11 protein-coding genes are annotated in these 18,047 nt (G+C 45.6%); all 11 read left to right on the top strand.

All coding sequences use genetic code 11. From position 1 onward, the window contains the following. The first annotated feature begins 44 nt into the window (after positions 1-44). The 11 genes from ACFQZT_RS04630 to ACFQZT_RS04580 all read left to right on the top strand — a co-directional run bounded on the left by ACFQZT_RS04630 (position 45) and on the right by ACFQZT_RS04580 (position 17,839). Complete coding sequence (locus tag ACFQZT_RS04630; RefSeq protein WP_379297014.1) at positions 45-1,790, top strand: cache domain-containing sensor histidine kinase; 1,746 nt, start codon at positions 45-47, stop codon at positions 1,788-1,790. 14 nt (positions 1,791-1,804) lie between these two features. Then, positions 1,805-3,436: a helix-turn-helix domain-containing protein gene (locus ACFQZT_RS04625; protein WP_379297012.1), complete on the top strand. Its 1,632-nt coding sequence runs from the start codon at positions 1,805-1,807 to the stop codon at positions 3,434-3,436. 116 nt (positions 3,437-3,552) lie between these two features. Beyond that, on the top strand, positions 3,553-4,932 hold the full coding sequence (locus ACFQZT_RS04620; RefSeq protein WP_379297010.1) for an ABC transporter substrate-binding protein: 1,380 nt from the start codon (positions 3,553-3,555) through the stop codon (positions 4,930-4,932). A gap of 81 nt (positions 4,933-5,013) precedes the next feature. Then, positions 5,014-6,930 (top strand): alginate lyase family protein, encoded by a 1,917-nt coding sequence (locus ACFQZT_RS04615; RefSeq protein ID WP_379297008.1) that lies wholly within the window; start codon positions 5,014-5,016, stop codon positions 6,928-6,930. Between the two features lie 213 nt (positions 6,931-7,143). Beyond that, on the top strand, positions 7,144-8,913 hold the full coding sequence (locus ACFQZT_RS04610; RefSeq protein WP_379297006.1) for a cache domain-containing sensor histidine kinase: 1,770 nt from the start codon (positions 7,144-7,146) through the stop codon (positions 8,911-8,913). Beyond that, positions 8,906-10,063 carry a response regulator gene (locus ACFQZT_RS04605; RefSeq protein ID WP_379297003.1) on the top strand — a complete coding sequence of 386 codons (1,158 nt, stop codon included), beginning with the start codon at positions 8,906-8,908 and terminating at the stop codon, positions 10,061-10,063. Before ACFQZT_RS04610 ends, ACFQZT_RS04605 begins: the two co-directional genes overlap by 8 nt. Before the next feature lie 140 nt (positions 10,064-10,203). Continuing rightward, positions 10,204-11,553, top strand: coding sequence for an ABC transporter substrate-binding protein (locus ACFQZT_RS04600; RefSeq protein ID WP_379297000.1), 1,350 nt, complete (start codon positions 10,204-10,206; stop codon positions 11,551-11,553). Positions 11,554-11,637: 84 nt separating this feature from the next. After that, positions 11,638-12,504: a carbohydrate ABC transporter permease gene (locus tag ACFQZT_RS04595; RefSeq protein ID WP_379296997.1), complete on the top strand. Its 867-nt coding sequence runs from the start codon at positions 11,638-11,640 to the stop codon at positions 12,502-12,504. After that, positions 12,501-13,331 (top strand): carbohydrate ABC transporter permease, encoded by an 831-nt coding sequence (locus ACFQZT_RS04590; protein WP_379296994.1) that lies wholly within the window; start codon positions 12,501-12,503, stop codon positions 13,329-13,331. Before ACFQZT_RS04595 ends, ACFQZT_RS04590 begins: the two co-directional genes overlap by 4 nt. 28 nt (positions 13,332-13,359) lie before the next feature. Continuing rightward, positions 13,360-16,257 (top strand): family 78 glycoside hydrolase catalytic domain, encoded by a 2,898-nt coding sequence (locus ACFQZT_RS04585; protein ID WP_379296992.1) that lies wholly within the window; start codon positions 13,360-13,362, stop codon positions 16,255-16,257. A gap of 37 nt (positions 16,258-16,294) precedes the next feature. Then, the gene (locus ACFQZT_RS04580) at positions 16,295-17,839 is read left to right on the top strand and encodes an alpha-L-rhamnosidase-related protein (RefSeq protein ID WP_379296990.1); all 1,545 of its coding nucleotides are present in this window, start codon (positions 16,295-16,297) and stop codon (positions 17,837-17,839) included. Positions 17,840-18,047 lie beyond the last annotated feature (208 nt).

Below are 18,047 nucleotides of genomic sequence, written 5' to 3'. Positions count from 1 at the left end.
TAAGTTGAAATACGCTATAATTGCTTTCAAGGAGTGGTGTTATCGTGAAACTCAGCTATTATCGACTGTCCTTGAAAAAGCGAATCCCGTTGCTCTATATTCTCCTCACGGTCATATGCATTACCTTAACAGGCATGTTTTCGTACTATTTCGCTTCCAAAGTGATGGAGCAGAACGCGCTGGATATGAGTCAAAATACGTTGAATAAATCCGTGCAGGTATTGGACGAGCATTTAAGACATATTGTGGTTTCCTCTTATTCACTCATGATGAGTGAGGCTTACGACAATGTGGTTAAAGATATTCAATCCAATTCGAAAAGTAACTTTTACAAAGATCTCACAGTGCTGCAAATACCGTTCGCACAAATGAAATTAAATGAGCCCTCAATCGAATCGGCTTTGCTCAGCACGCCAATCGGAGATTTCTATTCGACCAAGGATACGCGTTCTGTTCATCAATCCTTTATGGATATTTTCGCTAATGAAATTTCGCAAAATTCGTGGAATTCACTTTGGATCGCTGCGCATGAGGATGAGTTATTTTCCAGCAGGAAACGTGTGCTTTCACTATTGCTGCGTCCGCTTTCGAATTACTATTTGCCGGATGTTTATTTGGATGTGAACTTGAGCGAGCAATATATGAGAGAAATTCTTGAGCAGAATCTGATCAACGATCAGGTTAGGCTTTTTTTGCTAAATAAAGACGGATCCCAGGTCATTCGCCCCTCTTTGCAAACGATTCCATTTAATGAGGAAAATGAGTTTCTTAATGGGATCCAGGGTAGCAAAGGCAATTTTGAGTATGTCAACGATAAAGGCGATAAACTGCTTGTCAATTATGCCAAATTGACGATGAACAATGATTGGATTCTTGTCAGTATTCAATCTAAAGCCGATTTGCTTCGTCCGATGAAAAATATTCGCTGGTTGATTCTGTATATCATGATTGCTTGTATGATTGTAGCGCTATTCTTTTCCAACCTGTTGTCATCTGTTCTATTGAAGCCGTTATATAAGCTGCAAAGCCTGATGCTGCGCGTAGAACAGAACGATTTGGAAGTGCGGTTTACGAGCAAATATGAGGACGAGGTCGGTCATGTCGGCCATAAGTTCAATCGGATGCTCGAGCAAATTCAAACGCTGATCGAAGAGGTCAAGGCTTCAGAGAAAGAAAAGCGCAAATCGGAAGTGAAAGCTTTACAGGCGCAAATCGATCCTCATTTTTTGTATAACACGCTGAACACGATTTTCTGGAAAAGCGAAAGCGAAGAATATGAGGATGTCAAAGAGATGATCGTTTCGCTTTCTTTGCTGTTTCGATTAGGTTTAAATAACGGAAATGAAATTACGACATTGGACAAAGAAATAGAGCATGTGAAACAGTATCTGAACCTTCAGCAGAAATGTTATGAAGATCGGTTCTCCTACACGATCCATATCGAAGACCCTGCGGTGCTGCAATTACCGATCTTGAAAATTTTGCTTCAGCCTTTGGTGGAAAATTCGATTCTTCACGGATTTCGGGATCACTCCGATTCCGGAGAAATCCGGATTGAAATTTATGAACAAGCGGATCAACTTATTTTGCGCGTAATCGACAACGGCAGCGGGATGGATGTAGATGCAGTTAATCAGCAAATGGAAGAGTACCATCTGACATGGAAAAGTTACGCATTAAGGAACGTTCGGAGTCGGCTCCAGCTCTATTATGGTGACAAGGCTTCCATGAATTTGCAGAGCATTCCTTTTAAAGAAACCATAGTGACAGTTAGCATTCCATTGAATTAGGAGGAGTTGGCCAAATGGAAACAACCTTGACGATGTGCGTAATTGATGATATTAAGGCTGTTGTTAACGGGATTGCCAATAAAATTCCATGGGCGGAGCACGGTATTCGAATCGTAGGCACGGCATTAGATGGGGCGGAAGGCTTGCGGCTGATCCGAGAGTTGAAGCCGAATATCGTCATTACAGACATTCGTATGCCTAAGCTTGGCGGCATCGAGATGGTGAAGGTTGTGGCAGAAGAGTCCCCCATGACGAAAATTATTTTTATTAGCGGTTTTACGGATTTTGCCTATGTGCAGGAGGCCGTCCGGCTCGGTGCATTTGATTATTTGCTCAAACCCTTTACACCAGGCCAAATTGTTGAAGCCGTCATGAAAGCGAAGCAAGCCACCCAGTCTGAACGCAACCAGTTCGTTAAAATGCAGGAATTGGAGAAGAAAGTGCTGGAAAGCAGACCTTATCTCCGTCAGGAGTATGTGAGGAGCCTGTTGCGTTACGAGGCAAATTTAGAAGTGCTGGGAAAGTGTTGGGAATTCTTGAACATGGAGATGGCGCAATCGCCTTTGAGTGTAATGGTTGTGGAAATTGATCATTTTCAGGAGCGGAGCCAGGCCCTGCCGATCGGGGAGGTTGAACTGATCCGTTTTGCCGTCCAAAACATCCTAGAGGAAACTTTATTTTCGCATTCGCAGGGAATTGTCATTCGTGAAAACAGTAATCAATTTGTCGTTGTTTTCAATCCTCCCAGTCGCATTCAAACAACCGCAATGCTAGAGCTATGCCGCAGCAATGTGGAGAAATATACGAAACAAACCATTTCTATGGGTCTTGGCATGGAAGTAGATGTACTTCAAAATATCCACATTTCGTTCGAGCAAGCGAAGACAGCTCTTTCCTATAACTTCTACAGCGGCGGCAATAGTGTCATCCCGTTCAGTGAATTGACAATTGAAGGCCCTATCTCGCCCCGATATTCCCTTGAGAAAGAGAAAGAGCTGTTCTACGCGCTGCGATCCGGCAACAAGAGCAAAGCCGGACAAATTCTTGAAGACTTATTTTTGGAATGTTCGCAGTATCCGGTACCGCCTGAACCGAATATGATGATGAATTTGTTCTATGGATTGTCTTTTTCGATGTACCGGGTTTTATCTGAGCACATATCGGAAGAAGAGCGGATTAAGTGGGAAGCAAGTCTCGCCGAAATGAAAGGTGATACTTCGTTAACGATGCATGGCTGGATGCAATATGTGAGGAGTATTTGTTCACATGGCTGCGAGCTGATGGAAAGGCGCCAATCGAAGGATGCGCGATATTTAATCATGCAGGCAAAGGCCTATATCGAGACGCATCTGCTATCGAACTTGACCGTTCAAGAATGCGCGAAAGCCGTTCACCTGAGTCCGAGTTATTTTGCGAATTTATTTAAAAAAGAGACGGGTTCGACGCTTATGCAATATGTTACACAGCAGCGTATGGAGCGGGCCAAAGAAATGCTGATTAGCGGCATGCAGGTGCAGGAGATTTCCCTTGTTTTGGGATATGAGGATCGGCCCTATTTCAGTGAACTGTTCAAGAAACATAGTGGTATGACACCGACTGATTTTCGCCAACTGTATATGGGAAATGCCGAGAAAAGCAAAAAGTGATTTTTTCCTACGTTCAAAGTTGAAATGTCCTTCACGATCCTCTTAACCGGGCTATTATAATGAAAACAGTTATCCGGAACCAATCGGAATGACTTACTAAAGAGGGGGTTACAGGAATGGTAATGAAATGGACAACCACGGCAATAAGCGCATTAATCGTAATAAGCTTAACAGCTTGCTCGTCGACAAGCACGAAACCGATAGAAACCGCCCAGCAAAGCACGGGGGCTAAAACCAAGCTTAAATATTGGACTCCTGACAGGCATGATGCGGAGTTTATGAAAGCCAAAATCGATACATTCAATCAAACGAACAAAGACAATATTGAAGTGGAAATGACGGTCATGGCCGACAATTATCCGCAATCTGTGGATATTGCATTTGCCAGCAAGCAAGCCCCGGATGTGCTCCAAATCAATGATTTTCAGACGTATGTGAAAAAGGGATATATTGCTCCGATTGATACTTACATGAGCGAGGAGATGAAAAAGAGTTTTAGCAGCGTATTGATTCCGAACAAAAATACGGCGGACGGCAAAATATATTCGCTTCCGAATACCGGTCAAACGTGGCGGCTGATCTATAACGTCGATTTGTTTGAAAAAGCGGGCATTAAATCTCCGCCGAAAACGCTGGCCGAAATGGTCGAAGACGCCAAAAAGATTACGGCTGTAGGCAAGGCGAGCGGTGCATATGGCTTCGCCAGCCCATTCAAAAGCCCGGGCGGGTTCAGCCGTCCAGCAAACACGGTAGCCCCTGCAAGCACGAATATGGGCGTAAACGGCTATAATTTCAAAACCGGTCTTTACGATTTCAGCATGTATAAAGATATTGCCGAAGCGCTGCGCCAAATGAATAAAGACGGCAGCATGCTGCCTGGGGTTGAAAGTCTGGATATCGATCCGCTCCGCGCGCAATTCGCACAAGGCAAGATCGGTATGTACCTCAATCACTCCGGTGAGCCGGGCGTGTATAAAGATCAATTCCCAACGCAAATTCATTGGGCGGCGGCGATGCCTCCAACTTCGGATGGCACCATCAATGGAGCGATTCAAGTGGTGGGAGGCTCTTATATCGGAATTAGCAATGATTCGCCTAATAAAGATAAAGCCTGGAAATTCATGGCGTATGTATACGGGTTGGATCTCCAAAAAGAATACTACGAAAACGGATACGGTGTTTCCCTGATCCCTGCCGTCATCAGTTCCGCAAAAAAACCGCAAATTAACGGCATCGAGGGCTTCCTGCCGACGAAATATGACGCCATCTATCCGGCGGATCCGACTTCACCTGCTGAAAGCAAATTGGAAGGCGCTAAATTTACCGAAGCATTCATCAAATATATGTTGAACGGCGGAGATCTGAATCAGATCATTACGGATCTGAATACGCGTTATAACGCTTCCTTGGACAAAGCGAAATCTGCCGGATTAACGAATATTGAAGCAGATCCGAATTTTGACGCTCAGAAACTGCAAGGATCTTTAGCCAAGTAATCGAAGAGCATATGCGGATGCGCCGAAAGATTTCGGCGCTTTTTGCTTCACATTTATCGAATCAAGAGGAGGAAGACAACAATGAATTATTATTTATCGAACCGGGAATTGAAGGAGACTGCAAAGCATTATCTTCAAGAATATCCGAATCTGGCGAGTGCTTCCATCGAGAAAGCAGAGCATGCGTGCAAGAATGAGTTTCTCGTTCCTTATACGATGAACATGGATCATTGGGTTTACATGGGAGAGCCGGTTGACTGGCTTTATAATCCTTCCCGAGATCTCGAATTCACTTGGGGGATCAACCGGCACTGGTATATGCTGGATCTGGGCAAAGCTTATTTAATGACACAAAAAGAGGAGTACGTCCAAACTTTTGTCAAACACCTGCGCGGTTGGAGGACGCAAAATCCGGTTCCGAAGCATCTTGCCTACGAGCAGGCAACCTATTTTCAGCAGCCGGGTCCTTGGCGCTTATTGGAGGTAGGCCTTCGTGTCCAATCATGGATATCGGCTTTCAAATATATGGAAGGCAGTCCGTTTATAACTGAAGCTTTTCACGAGGAGTTTCTAACCGGTCTCGCAGAGCATGCGGAATATTTGACCCAATATTTGGGGAGCACGGAAATTAATCATGCCATCATGCATATGCAGGGATTATTTATGATCGGCGTTTTTTATGAGGACCATCCAAGAGCCTCGTTTTGGCGACAATTTGCCAAGGAGCGTCTGGAGCTGTGCCTCGTCCACCAGATCGGCCCGGAAGGTGTGCAGAGCGAATTAACGACGCATTACCATAATGGGAGCATTGAGATGTTTGGCACTCCTTATTTACTGGGGAAGACGGCGGGTTACCCGATGTCAGAATGGTATGCGGGCAACTTACGCAGAATGGGAGCATACACGCATGCACTGATCAGACCGGATCACGGGTCGACGGCGGCAGGCGATTCCGACCTGGTGAGTTCCGGTACGGAGCGTCTAGCCTTACTCGGTGCGATCCTAGAGGATGAAACGTTTATCACTATGGGCGAGATGAGCGAAGAAATTCTGTGGTTGTTCGGCGTGGAAAAGTACGAGCAGCTCAAACAACGACAGCTGTCTTTCAACCCGCCTGTTCCTGCTACTGTAGCCTTCCCTCAAACAGGTTACTATGTGATGAAGGATGCCGAGCAGTATTTATTTTTTGACGCTGCCTCCATGGGCGGGGCTCATGGCCATGCAGACGCGCTGAACCTGGAGTGGATGTGGAAACGGAACCTGCTCTTTCTCGATCCCGGCCGGTATACGTATGAAGAAGGGGAATGGCGCCGTTATTTCAAGAGCACCAGAGCGCACAATACCGTAACGGTGGATGGTTTGGATCAGACGCCTTATGTTTCCACGCAGGAATGGGGGACTCCACTCGCGGAATGTGTGACGAACCGGTGGATCACGGGGGAGGCGTATGATTTTATCGATGCTTCCCATAACGGTTACATGAGGCTTGACGCTCCGGTACTGCATCATAGGTGGCTGCTGCTCGGGAAAACGAGCAGTTTATTGATCATTGTGGATTGGTTGGAAGGCGAAGGCGAGCATGATATTGAACAGAGGTTTCAATTGCCTCCATCTTCGCAGGTTCGAATCCTTGACGACGGCAATCATGAATGGCAGACAACCGTTGATTATGCAACAGGCGCCGTTCAATTACAAATGAAATGGAAGACAAGCGGTGCTTGTCATTTCTCCGTTGGTAGCGAGGCTGGTTGGGTATCAGAAATATATGGAGCCAAAGAGGAGTCGCCGGTGATCGTCGGTAAAGGCAATATGGCGGGCAGAATGGGCATAGTTACCGTATGCATACCAATTGACTTGAAGGAGGATGCGGTTCCTGTACGTATAACTGGTTTGGAGATTGACCATAGGAAGCAAGACGTCTTGATTACCAGTGTTGATAAGCTTGGATACCTGGATATTCATTTAGATTGCAATGGGGTTGCCTGGATCCGAAAATAGCTTGATGAATTGTATGAAATATGGAGGAAAGAGTCATGCGGCTGCATGACTCTTTTGGCGTTGTAAGGCAAGGCATTTCCTCTGCATTCCAAAAAAAACGGACACCCGCCCAAAAAATAAGCACATTATGTAATTGGGCTTGATCTAGCTATAATACCTTTATGACCTTCAGAAGGTCTGATACTTACTGCAAAGCATGGGAGGAGGCACAACATGAAGAATCGGTTACGTTTTCTCTTTTCCAAGTTTCGTTTTCAACGACTTCGAAGTCGGTTTCTGGTTGCGATGATCGTCATTTCGTTGCCCCCGCTCTTCATTTTGGGCTATATTTCTTTCGATATTGCCAAGAACACATTGATGGAAACGAATACGCAAACTTATGAAAATCATTTGGAAACGTCAAGTGAAGTAGCAGACTTATTATTTCGAAACATTATTAATTTGAATCGCTCCATCGTAGTGAACAATGAGGTGAGGGAAGTCTTATCCAGCAGCAACGTTCCACAAAGTAGTGAACCGAGCACGACCGGTGAATGGACCTCAAATAAGCTGCAAAAAGCGATTAGTAACAATCCGTTTGACACCAAATTTGTAAACTCAATCTGTGTATTCAACTTGGAGTTTAAGACCTTTTGCGCAGGACGATCCGATGATGCGGGCGTTTATGAAAAGCCCGATAAGGCCCGGCTCATAGAGCAATCTGAGTGGTATCAAAGTGCTTTACGGGACCAAGGGAAAGTTGTTTTTCTGGGCTACGACATACTCGGTGAGTCGAAGAATTCTTTTTCTACGGTAAAATTATTTCGGGATGCGTCAAGTCCGAACGGTCAGCCGATCGGTGTATTAGTGGTTAATATTTCCACTGCGATTTTCAATAATATATTCAATGAAAACAGCAATTCCGGCGGTTTTATGGCCTTGGACAATTCCCTTGGCAGCAGCAAAATCGTATTTAATAACGGATTAACAAGCGATTCCATTTTAAAAGAGGGGAATAAGGAAGCGGTTATCGATCAATTGAAGCAAAAGGGGTATCTGATCAGCCAATACCAGAATCAAACGACGGATTGGACGTTTATCCATCTGATTAAAGTGAGCGAACTGCTCAAGCAATCGAACAAAATCCGCACGGTCACAACGTTCATCGCCGTTTCTATGGGGATCATTGCGCTGCTGTATTCCATTTTTATTTCCGGCAGTATCACACGTCCGCTCCTGCAAATCAAAAAAATGATGATGGATTGGACGAGGGGAGCCCGGGAATTTGAAGAAACGTTCGAACAGGATGAGGTAGGGACAATTGGAGAAACGTTCAAGCGAGTAGTTTCTGAAAATATACAATTAAATGAACGTCTTGTTCATTCGGAATTAAAGGAGCGGGAGGCTGAGCTTCGTGCGCTGCAAGCGCAAATTAAGCCTCATTTTTTATACAACACCTTAGATTCGATCTATTGGATGGCAACAATTCAAAAAAATCATGATGTCGCGCAGATGGCCGTTTCATTATCGGAGAGCTTTAAATTGAGCTTGAACAAAGGTAAAGATTCCATTGCGGTCTATAAGGAATTAAAGCATATTGAGCATTATATGACCATACAGAATATTCGCTATCATAACCGGTTTCAATATGTGCAAGAGGTAGACCCTTCCATGATGGGCATGGAAATTATGAAGCTGCTTCTGCAGCCGCTGGTGGAGAATGCGATTTATCATGGCCTGGAACCCAAAGTTGGTAATGGCACCATTCGTTTGACCGGTAAACGCGAAGAGGGATTTCTTGTTTTTACGGTGGAGGATAATGGGGTTGGTATAGCTGATTTGGCCGTGACAGAGCAGGGATACGGTTTGAGAAATGTGCGTGAACGGCTGACCCTATACTATGGCACGACGAGTTCATTAACGATTTCAAGTGTAGTGAATCAAGGAACTCAAATTGAAATCCGTTTTCAACCATTCGGCGAAAAGAGGGATGCAGATGCTTAGAGCAGCGGTCTTCGACGATGAATACATTGTGCTTCAAGGCCTTAGTGAAATGATAGACTGGTCAAGCTTTGGGATTGAACTCATCGGCACGGCTGACAATGGCCTGTCTGCGCTCGATTTATTTCGGAAACATCGTCCTGAGCTTATTTTTACCGATATCCGGATGCCCGGTATGGATGGTCTTGAACTGATTGAAGAGATTATGGGAGAAGCGCCTGAGACACTGTGTATTGTGTTTAGCGGGTTCAATGAATATGAGTATGTGAAAAGAGCCATCAATCTAGGTGTTGCCGATTATTTGGAGAAGCCGATTACGATTCCGACCATTGAGAAAGCGATTCGCAAGGTGATGGATAAAATCAGCCAGCAGAGAGAAATGCAAGAACTCAAGACCAAGGTGAACAACAGTAAGCGTGAGCTCCTGGAGAAGGCGACGTTGGACCTATTATTAGGCGGTGCTGAAGGCGAAGTGAAATGGCGTGAGATTTATGGAGCAGATGCGGAGACCCTTGTAGGGGTGAACGTTTTGGTTGCCTCTTCTGAGGCCTTTCATAACCCGGAACATGCTGATTATGCTGCGATCCATATACGACATGGCCATGAGAGAATCATTGTATTTGTTCATTACCGGCAGCCCACACCTGAATTTTGGGGACAGCTGTTATTGGTGTCCGAACAAGCAGGCATCGCCGTTGGAAGCGGACGAACCTATGTGGAACTGAAGGATGCCGGTTTGAGTTATCAAGAAGCGCTGCACGCGCTGCGATCCGCTCATTTTTTGGGAGAGAAAGGGATCGTTCGTTATGAAGATTTAGGCAAGCAATCTCCTGTTACTCGAGCGCGTAATTATTTGGAGCAAAACTATACAAGAGATGTCACGCTGCAGGAAGTGGCCGAGCATGTCGGGATGAATCCGACTTATTTCAGTGTGCTGTTTAAGGAAGAAGTCGGCGAATCGTACATTAAATATTTGACCCGAATCCGCATGGAGCTTGCCAAAACCTTGCTTAGCCGAGGTCTGAAAGTCAACGAGGTGAGTGAAAAAGTTGGCTATCATACCTATAGACACTTCTCTGAAGTCTTTAAGAAATACACCGGATTCACACCCGGACAATATAAAGATCAGCTATCGAATTCTGCGGGAAACTAAAAAATACGGACATTAATCAAAAGAATGACGCACTGCCGGTGGTTAGGAAATGAGATTAAGATAAAAGCACGGGGAATTGAACCCGTGTATCGCATAGGAATCGATTCATCCTAATCAAGGAACATAAGGGGGATTCGTAAATGAGAAAAAAGGGAACAAAATGGGTTGCGGCAATTTCCACTTCGGTATTATTAGCAGGTGTGGTCGCAGGCTGCGGAACAGCTTCCACTTCATCTGGGGACACGAAGGGACAAGCTGCGGACAGCAGCTCCAAAAAAGCGGACGAGAAAGTAACCATCTCACTTTTGACCGATAACACACAGGATTCCGTCAATTTGGCAAAAGGAGTTATCGCGGCTTTTGAAAAGAAATATCCGAACATCCACGTTGAACAAGAAACCCGCCCAGGCGGCGGAGAAGGCGATAACATCGTCAAAACTCGTCTGGCGACAGGCGATATGACAGACGTTTTCTTCTATAACAGCGGATCGCTTATGCAAGCGCTTAATCCCGAACAAAATTTGCTCGATCTCACGAATGAGCCCTTCCAAGCGAATGTGATTGATTCTTTTAAACCAACGGTAACTTCCAAAGGGAAAATCTTTGCAGGCCCAATCGGCTCGACGATGGGCGGCGGCTGGTTCTATAACAAAAAGATTTATGCCGATCTTGGACTCTCCGTTCCGAAGACATGGTCGGAGCTGATGGCCAACAGCGAGAAAATTAAAGCGGCAGGTATCACACCTGTCATTGGTTCCTATAAAGATGATTGGACGACGCAATTGGTCGTGCTTGCGGATTATTATAATGTGCAAGCCGTAAGTCCGAAGTTTGCCGACGATTATACAGCGAATAAAGCGAAATATGCGACGGATGCAGCGGCATTCAGAAGCTTCGAAAAGCTGGAGGAAATCGCTAAAAAAGGTTATATGAACAAAGATTTCTTGGCAACGTCGTACGATGCGGGGCTGAAGATGCTGGCGGAAGGCAAGGGAGCTCAATATCCGATGCTTTCCTTTGCAGTCCCTGCACTTGAACAAAACTTCCCTGACAAAATGAAGGATATCGGTTTCTTTGCGCAACCGGGCGATAACGCGGCTACGAATGGTTTGACGGTATGGATGCCAAGCGGTGCCTATATTTACAAAGCGACTAAACATGCGGAGCAAGCCAAGAAATTCGTTGAATTCATCGCTTCCTTGGATGGCGTAGCCGCACAAGCGGCAGCTTCCAAGCCTTCTGGTCCTTATGCGGTTAAAGGATCAAAGCTGCCTGATAATGTAGCGCAAGCTGTGAAAGATATGTCTCCTTACTTTGATGCGAACAAAACGGCACCTGCATTGGAATTCGTCTCCCCTATCAAAGGATCAAGTTTACCGCAAATTACAACAGAAGCCGGTGCAGGCATCAAATCCGCTAAGCAAAGTGCCGAAGTATACGACAAGGATGTAGAGAAGCAAGCCAAGCAGCTAGGCCTACAAGGCTGGTAATTGTAATAAATAAATGGAAAGGAGTCGGCGATGCAATCTAGATGCAGGACCGGCTCCTTTCGCCAAATATAGGAGTGATCTTAGGTGGCCAAGGTATTCAAACGTACGTACTCATATGCCTTTCTTATCCCTGCAGCCATTATATATGTATTGATTTTCATCTTTCCGACCATTATGTCTTTTTTCTTTAGTTTGACAAGATGGAATTTAACGACCTGGACATTTATCGGTATAGATAACTTTAACATGTTTTTCCAAGAAGCTTCACTTTTGATCGGATTTAAGAATACGCTCATTTATGCAGTTGTGACTTGTGTGTTAAAGGTTGTCTTAGGATTGTTGCTAGGCGTATTTTTAACTTCAAAAATAAGAGCCAAGGGTTATCTGCGGTCTGTCATATTTTTTCCAACATTGCTTAGTACCATTGCGGTCGGAATTACGTTCAGCATGATGATGCACCCCACACAAGGACTTATAAATACAGCTCTATCGGCGATTGGCGTGGTTGGACCTGATTGGTTAGGCGATACAAGAATTGCGCTGTTGTCCGTAGCGCTTGTTGATGTTTGGAAAGGTGTAGGCTTCGCTACCGTCATCTATATCGCAGGAATTCTCTCTATTCCTCAGGAGTATTATGAAGCGCTGGAGATGGATGGCGGCGGCGCCTTCCGCAAATTTTGGAATATCATTCTTCCGCTTAGCCGTCCCGCCACGAACTCCGTCATTATTTTATCGTTTATCGGTGGCTTGCGCTCCTTCGACCTCGTCTGGGCCATGACCAAAGGTGGACCGGGATTTACGACCGACCTCATCGCGTCCATTATTTATAAGCAGTACCAAGGCGGATATTATGGTCTCGCTACGGCAGGAAACGTGATCTTGTTTATCGTGGTAACCGCGTTAGCCCTTCCGCTTTATTCCTACCTGAACAGAAAAGAGGCGGAACTATGAGCAGGAAAATAAGAGGTTTAAGCATCGAAGCCATTGCGATTCTTCTGACTGTTGTTATCTTTTGGATTCCTTTTTATTTCGTCATTATCAACGCTTTGAAGGATAAGAAAGAGTCCTCATTATTGAACTTAGCGTGGCCATCCACGATTCATCTCTTGGATAATCTGAAAGAGGTGATCACTGCTCGGGATTATATGCTTTTGCGTGCGTTCTATAACAGTACCTTGCTGACAGTTTTATCGATTATTGTATTAATTCTTGTTTGTGCAATGGCCGGTTACGTGATGCAGCGCAGAACCGATCGTGCGACACCTTGGCTTAATTTCCTTGTGCTTTCCGGATTAATCATTCCTCCGGCGATCGTGCCGACGATCTGGGTGCTGAATGGTCTTGGCTTGTTCAAAACGCTGCCAGGCCTCATTCTCGTTGAGGTTGCACTTGGATTTCCTTTCGGTGTCTTGTTGTACAAAGGCTTCATGTCAGGCATTCCGCGTGAAGTGGATGAAGCCGCTGTGGTGGATGGCTGTGGCGGGTTTACGCTGTTTTATAAAATTATTCTACCGCTTCTGCAGCCTGTAACGGCAACGATCATTGTGACGTCATCCGTGGGCATTTTTAACGACTTCACCAATCCGCTGTATTTTTTCCCGGGAGCCAAGAATGCAACGGTGCAGCTGACCTTGTATAACTTCCAAAGCCAGTTCGTTACCCAATGGAATTTGCTATTTATGAATATTTTGCTGATCACTTTACCTCCTCTCATCCTGTTTATTTTCTTTAATAAAAAAATCGTTGCAGGTATGACGGCAGGTTCAGTTAAAGGTTAATTTCGGCTAAGAAAAGAGGAGGATTACTGTGGGGAATTTACATGTTACGGCATTGAAATGTGAGTACAGAACGAATCCGCTTGGCATTGGAGCAAGAATTCCTCAGTTAAGCTGGCAGATCGAGTCCGAGCGCCGCGGAACTTTACAGCGGGGATATCATATCGTGGTCGCTAATGAAGATGGGGATTTTACCTCGCCGGTGTGGGATACAGGTTATACGGAATCCGATCAATCGATTCAAATTCGTTATGCAGGGCAGGAGCTGAAATCGAGGGCGCGTTATCTCTATAAAGTAAAAGTGTGGGACCACTTTGGCCGAGAGTCTGCATGGAGCGAAATCGCGTGGTGGGAGATGGGGCTGCTAGAACAAAGCGAGTGGAAAGCCGAGTGGATCACGCCTCATCCAAGTGAAATTGATCCGCAGTCCGAGCCTGCTTTTCTGCTTCGTAAAACGTTTGAGGTGCTCGGAGATGTTCAGTCCGCACGCATTTATGCAACAGCAGCAGGCGTGTATGAGCTTTATGTTAACGGTTCTCGAGTATCCGATGAGCTGCTGGCACCGGGCTGGACCAGTTATCCAAACCGCTTGCAAGTTCAAACCTATGATGTAACGGAATTACTCAATAAGAACGGCAACGGGTTCGGCATCCTGCTCGGGGATGGCTGGTATAAAAGCGGGATGGGCTTCGAAAACAAAAACTATAAATACGGCGAACACCGGGCTGCGCTCGCACAGCTGCATATTCAATATAAAGACGGAACGGAAGCTATTGTAGCAACAGACTCCACATGGAAAGCTTCTACGGGACCGATACAATACTCCACAATCTATCACGGGGAAATCTATGACGCGAGGTTGGAACAGGCCGGTTGGAGTTCGGCGAATTTCCAGGATGACGAGTGGAAGTCCACACAAATTTGTAAAGATATAAGCCTCAATGTGCTTGTGCCTCAAGAAAATTCACCGACCCGTGTGACGGAGACGATACGCCCCGTAGCCTATTTCGTAACGCCGGCGGGAGATCATGTGCTGGATATGGGACAAAATATGGTTGGCCGAGTGCGCTTTACAGTAAATGCGGCGGCAGGGACGCGCATCGAGCTTAAGCATGCGGAAGTTCTGGATAAAGAAGGCAATATTTATTTCGGCAACCTTCGGCCCGCTAAGCAAGTCGTGACCTATATCGCAAAAGGAAATGGGCCTGAAAGTTATGCGCCTTATTTCACCTTCATGGGCTTTCGCTATGTGAAAGTTGAGGGCTTTCCCGGCCAAGAGAACTGCCTGCCGCTGGATGCTTTTGTCGGTGAAGTCATGCATACGGATATGGAGCCCACTGGCGAGTTTGAATGCTCGGATGACAGAGTGAATCAGCTGCAAAGCAATATCAGCTGGGGCCAAAGGGGCAATTTCCTTGATGTGCCCACGGATTGTCCGCAGCGTGACGAACGGTTGGGATGGACGGGTGATGCCCAGGTATTCATCAGCACGGCGTTATTTAATTACCAAGGCGGACCTTTCTTCACGAAATGGCTGCGCGATTTGAAGGCTGAACAAAGGCCGAATGGCGGGGTTCCTTTTGTGGTGCCGGACGTTGTAGGCGGAGAAAATTCGGCCGCTTGGGGAGACGCTGCAGTCATCTGCCCTTGGACCGTTTATCAATATTATGGAGATAAGCGCCTGCTGGCTGAACAATATGAGAGCATGAAAGGGTGGGTTTCCTACATCCGTTCGCAAGGCGATCAGGAATATTTATGGAACACAGGCTTCCATTTTGGCGATTGGCTAGCACTGGATGCAAAGGAAAACAGCTACATCGGAGCGACGCCTGTTGCTTTGATCGCAACAGCTTATTATGCCTACTCTACACGCATCGTTCGAGATGCCGCAAGAGCTCTGGGATACGATGAGGATGCTCGCGAATTCGATGCGCTTTATCAAGGCGTCATCCAAGCATTCCGGGATGAATTTATGACGAAAAATGGACGTGTAGCTGCGCCGACACAAACCGCGCATGTCCTAGCGCTCGTGTTTGATTTAGTTGATGAGACTGTGCGAGCAAGAGTAGCTAAGGATTTGAATGAACTCATTTTGGATAACGATTATCATTTGACAACTGGCTTCGTGGGCACACCTTACTTGTGTTTTGCGCTTTCGAATAACGGTTACCACGAGACAGCGGTGAAGTTGCTGATGCAGGAAAGCTACCCAGGCTGGCTGTACTCCGTTTCCAAGGGAGCAACAACGATCTGGGAGCATTGGGATAGCATCAAATCGGACGGCTCCTTCTGGAGCGACGATATGAACTCTTTTAACCATTACGCTTATGGAGCCATTGGCGATTGGATGTACCGCAAAGTAGCCGGATTAGATATGAATGGATCCTTGCCGGCCTTCAAGCAGATTCATATCGAGCCAATGTTCGGATTGAACAATCTCACATACGCCAAAGCAGCGCATACCTCCCTATATGGGCGGATTGAGTCCAGCTGGCAAGTGGATAAGGGGCAAATCCGAGTGAAGCTGCGTATTCCGGCGAATACAACTGCGGAAGTTATTTTGACGGGAGCTGCGAGCGATAGTTTGCAAGAAGGCGGGTTATTCCTTGATACGAAGGTTCCGGGAATACAATCGATTCGCGATGTCGATCAAGGTGTTAGCGTCATCGTAGGTTCGGGAGCGTATGAATTCAGTTATACCAATAGCGATTTATTCCGCGTTACCTATAGCGAACATTCAAGAATCAATGAAGTACTGGAGGATGAGGCGGCAACCGCCATATTCAAGAAGCATTTGTCTGCTTTGTTCGAGGGTCCTTTTCTTAATTTTGTTAGAAAATCGACGATTAAGCAGCTGGGTGAAAACACGATGACAGGCATTACTAGACAACAAATTGATGCTTTGCTCGAGGAATTGGTTCTCTTATAAGGGCATCAGGCATTAAAGATAGGAGTGTTGAAGTGTAATGGGTATTCATCAGAAGTTCGTTGATTTGGCTGAGGAGCTTATGCCAGTCTTGCATGAGTCGGTCATTCTTCCAAAGTCGATGATTGAAGTTGTAGCGGACGAAGGGGCTTTTCAAGGGTGGAGAACGCAAGAAATTGGGAGTATTCAAGATTTACAATCAAAATCATTCGGTAAGGATGATAGTTTTATTTTGGATTTTGGTGATCATCAAGTCGGTTATGTATCACTTTCGATGAAATCGGTGGGCAGTCCACAAGATGCCCCGCTTGGACTTAAGCTGATCTTTGGCGAGATGCCTTGTGAAGTGGCAGAACCATTTGACAGTTACAATGGCTGGTTGAGCAGATCGTGGCTGCAGGAAGAAACTTTGTACATAGATGTTCTTCCTACTCTCATTCAGCTGCCGCGCCGTTACAGCTTCCGGTATATGAAGGTTTTGATCCTGGACACATCCAGAAAATATACGGTGTCATTTACAAATATTCATTGCACGGCTGTTACTTCAGCAGATGTTGCTAGGCTAACTCCATTACCCAGTAGCGTTCCCGAAGATTTGCAAATCATCGATGCGATCAGCATCAAAACGCTGCAAGACTGCATGCAAACGGTATTTGAAGACGGACCGAAACGGGACCGCAGGCTGTGGATCGGGGATTTGAGACTTCAAGCGTTGGCGAACTATCAGACCTTCCATCATCATGATCTGGTGAAACGTTGTTTATATTTATTTGGCGGTATGACACTCCCGGATGGGGCTGTTGGGGCTTGTGTCTTTGAAAAGCCCAATCCGCTAGTCGACGATACGCTTCTTTATGATTATTCGCTCTTTTTCGTAGCGACTTTGTATGATTATTATGAGGCGTCCAAGGATCGTGAAGCGTTAATCGAGCTCTGGCCGATCGCTTTTGAGCAGATTGAGATCGGAGTCAGACGACTGGACGAGTCTGGTTTAGTTCGAGATGATGAAACATGGTGGTGTTTCACGGATTGGCATCCGGAGTTAAACAAACAAGCATCCGCGCAAGCGGTTCTGCTTTATTGTCTCAAAAGGGGCCATATACTAGCTGATGAGCTAAAGAAAGATCAGGAAGCAGCGTTCATTTCTGAACAAATCAATCGTGTGACCCGTGCGGCACTCACCCAATTATGGGATGCGGAACAAAACTTCTTTGTAAGCGGCGCGAATAAGCAGATTTCATGGGCTTCACAGGTCTGGATGGCACTGGCAGGTGTGCTGAACGAAGCGGAAAATGGTCGATTGATGGATCGTTTATTCGAGAACCCTCCGGAAATTGGGATGACAACACCCTATATGTATCATCATTTGATCGAAGCGCTTTTTGAAAGCGGCAGACTGGAGAAAGCAGTGGAGCAAATGAGAGCTTATTGGGGAGAAATGGTCAAAGATGGAGCGGATTGTTTCTGGGAAATCTACAGCCCGATTAATAAAAAGCTATCACCCTATGGCAGTAATTTAATAAACAGCTATTGCCATGCATGGAGCTGTACGCCAACGTATTTTATTCGAAAATATTTGCTATAGTAGTGGGCGAAAACAAGTGCTAACCTCTGGAAAACCTTCGGATAAGTCCGAGGGTTTTTAATTATATGTAAGAAGTTTATGATGTAATATTTGATATGTCATTAATATCATGATATAAAATGGTATACTAATAATATATTGACATGGCATTGTGTAAGCTGTTATATTGAAATTAGGAAATAATTACCACTGAAAAAGGGGGTGATTT

It is taken from the genome of Paenibacillus sp. GCM10027628 (assembly GCF_042676385.1).
Taxonomy (GTDB): domain Bacteria; phylum Bacillota; class Bacilli; order Paenibacillales; family NBRC-103111; genus Paenibacillus_E.
The sequence above is the reverse complement of the archived record's forward strand: the minus strand, read 5'-3'. Positions and strand labels throughout refer to the sequence as shown.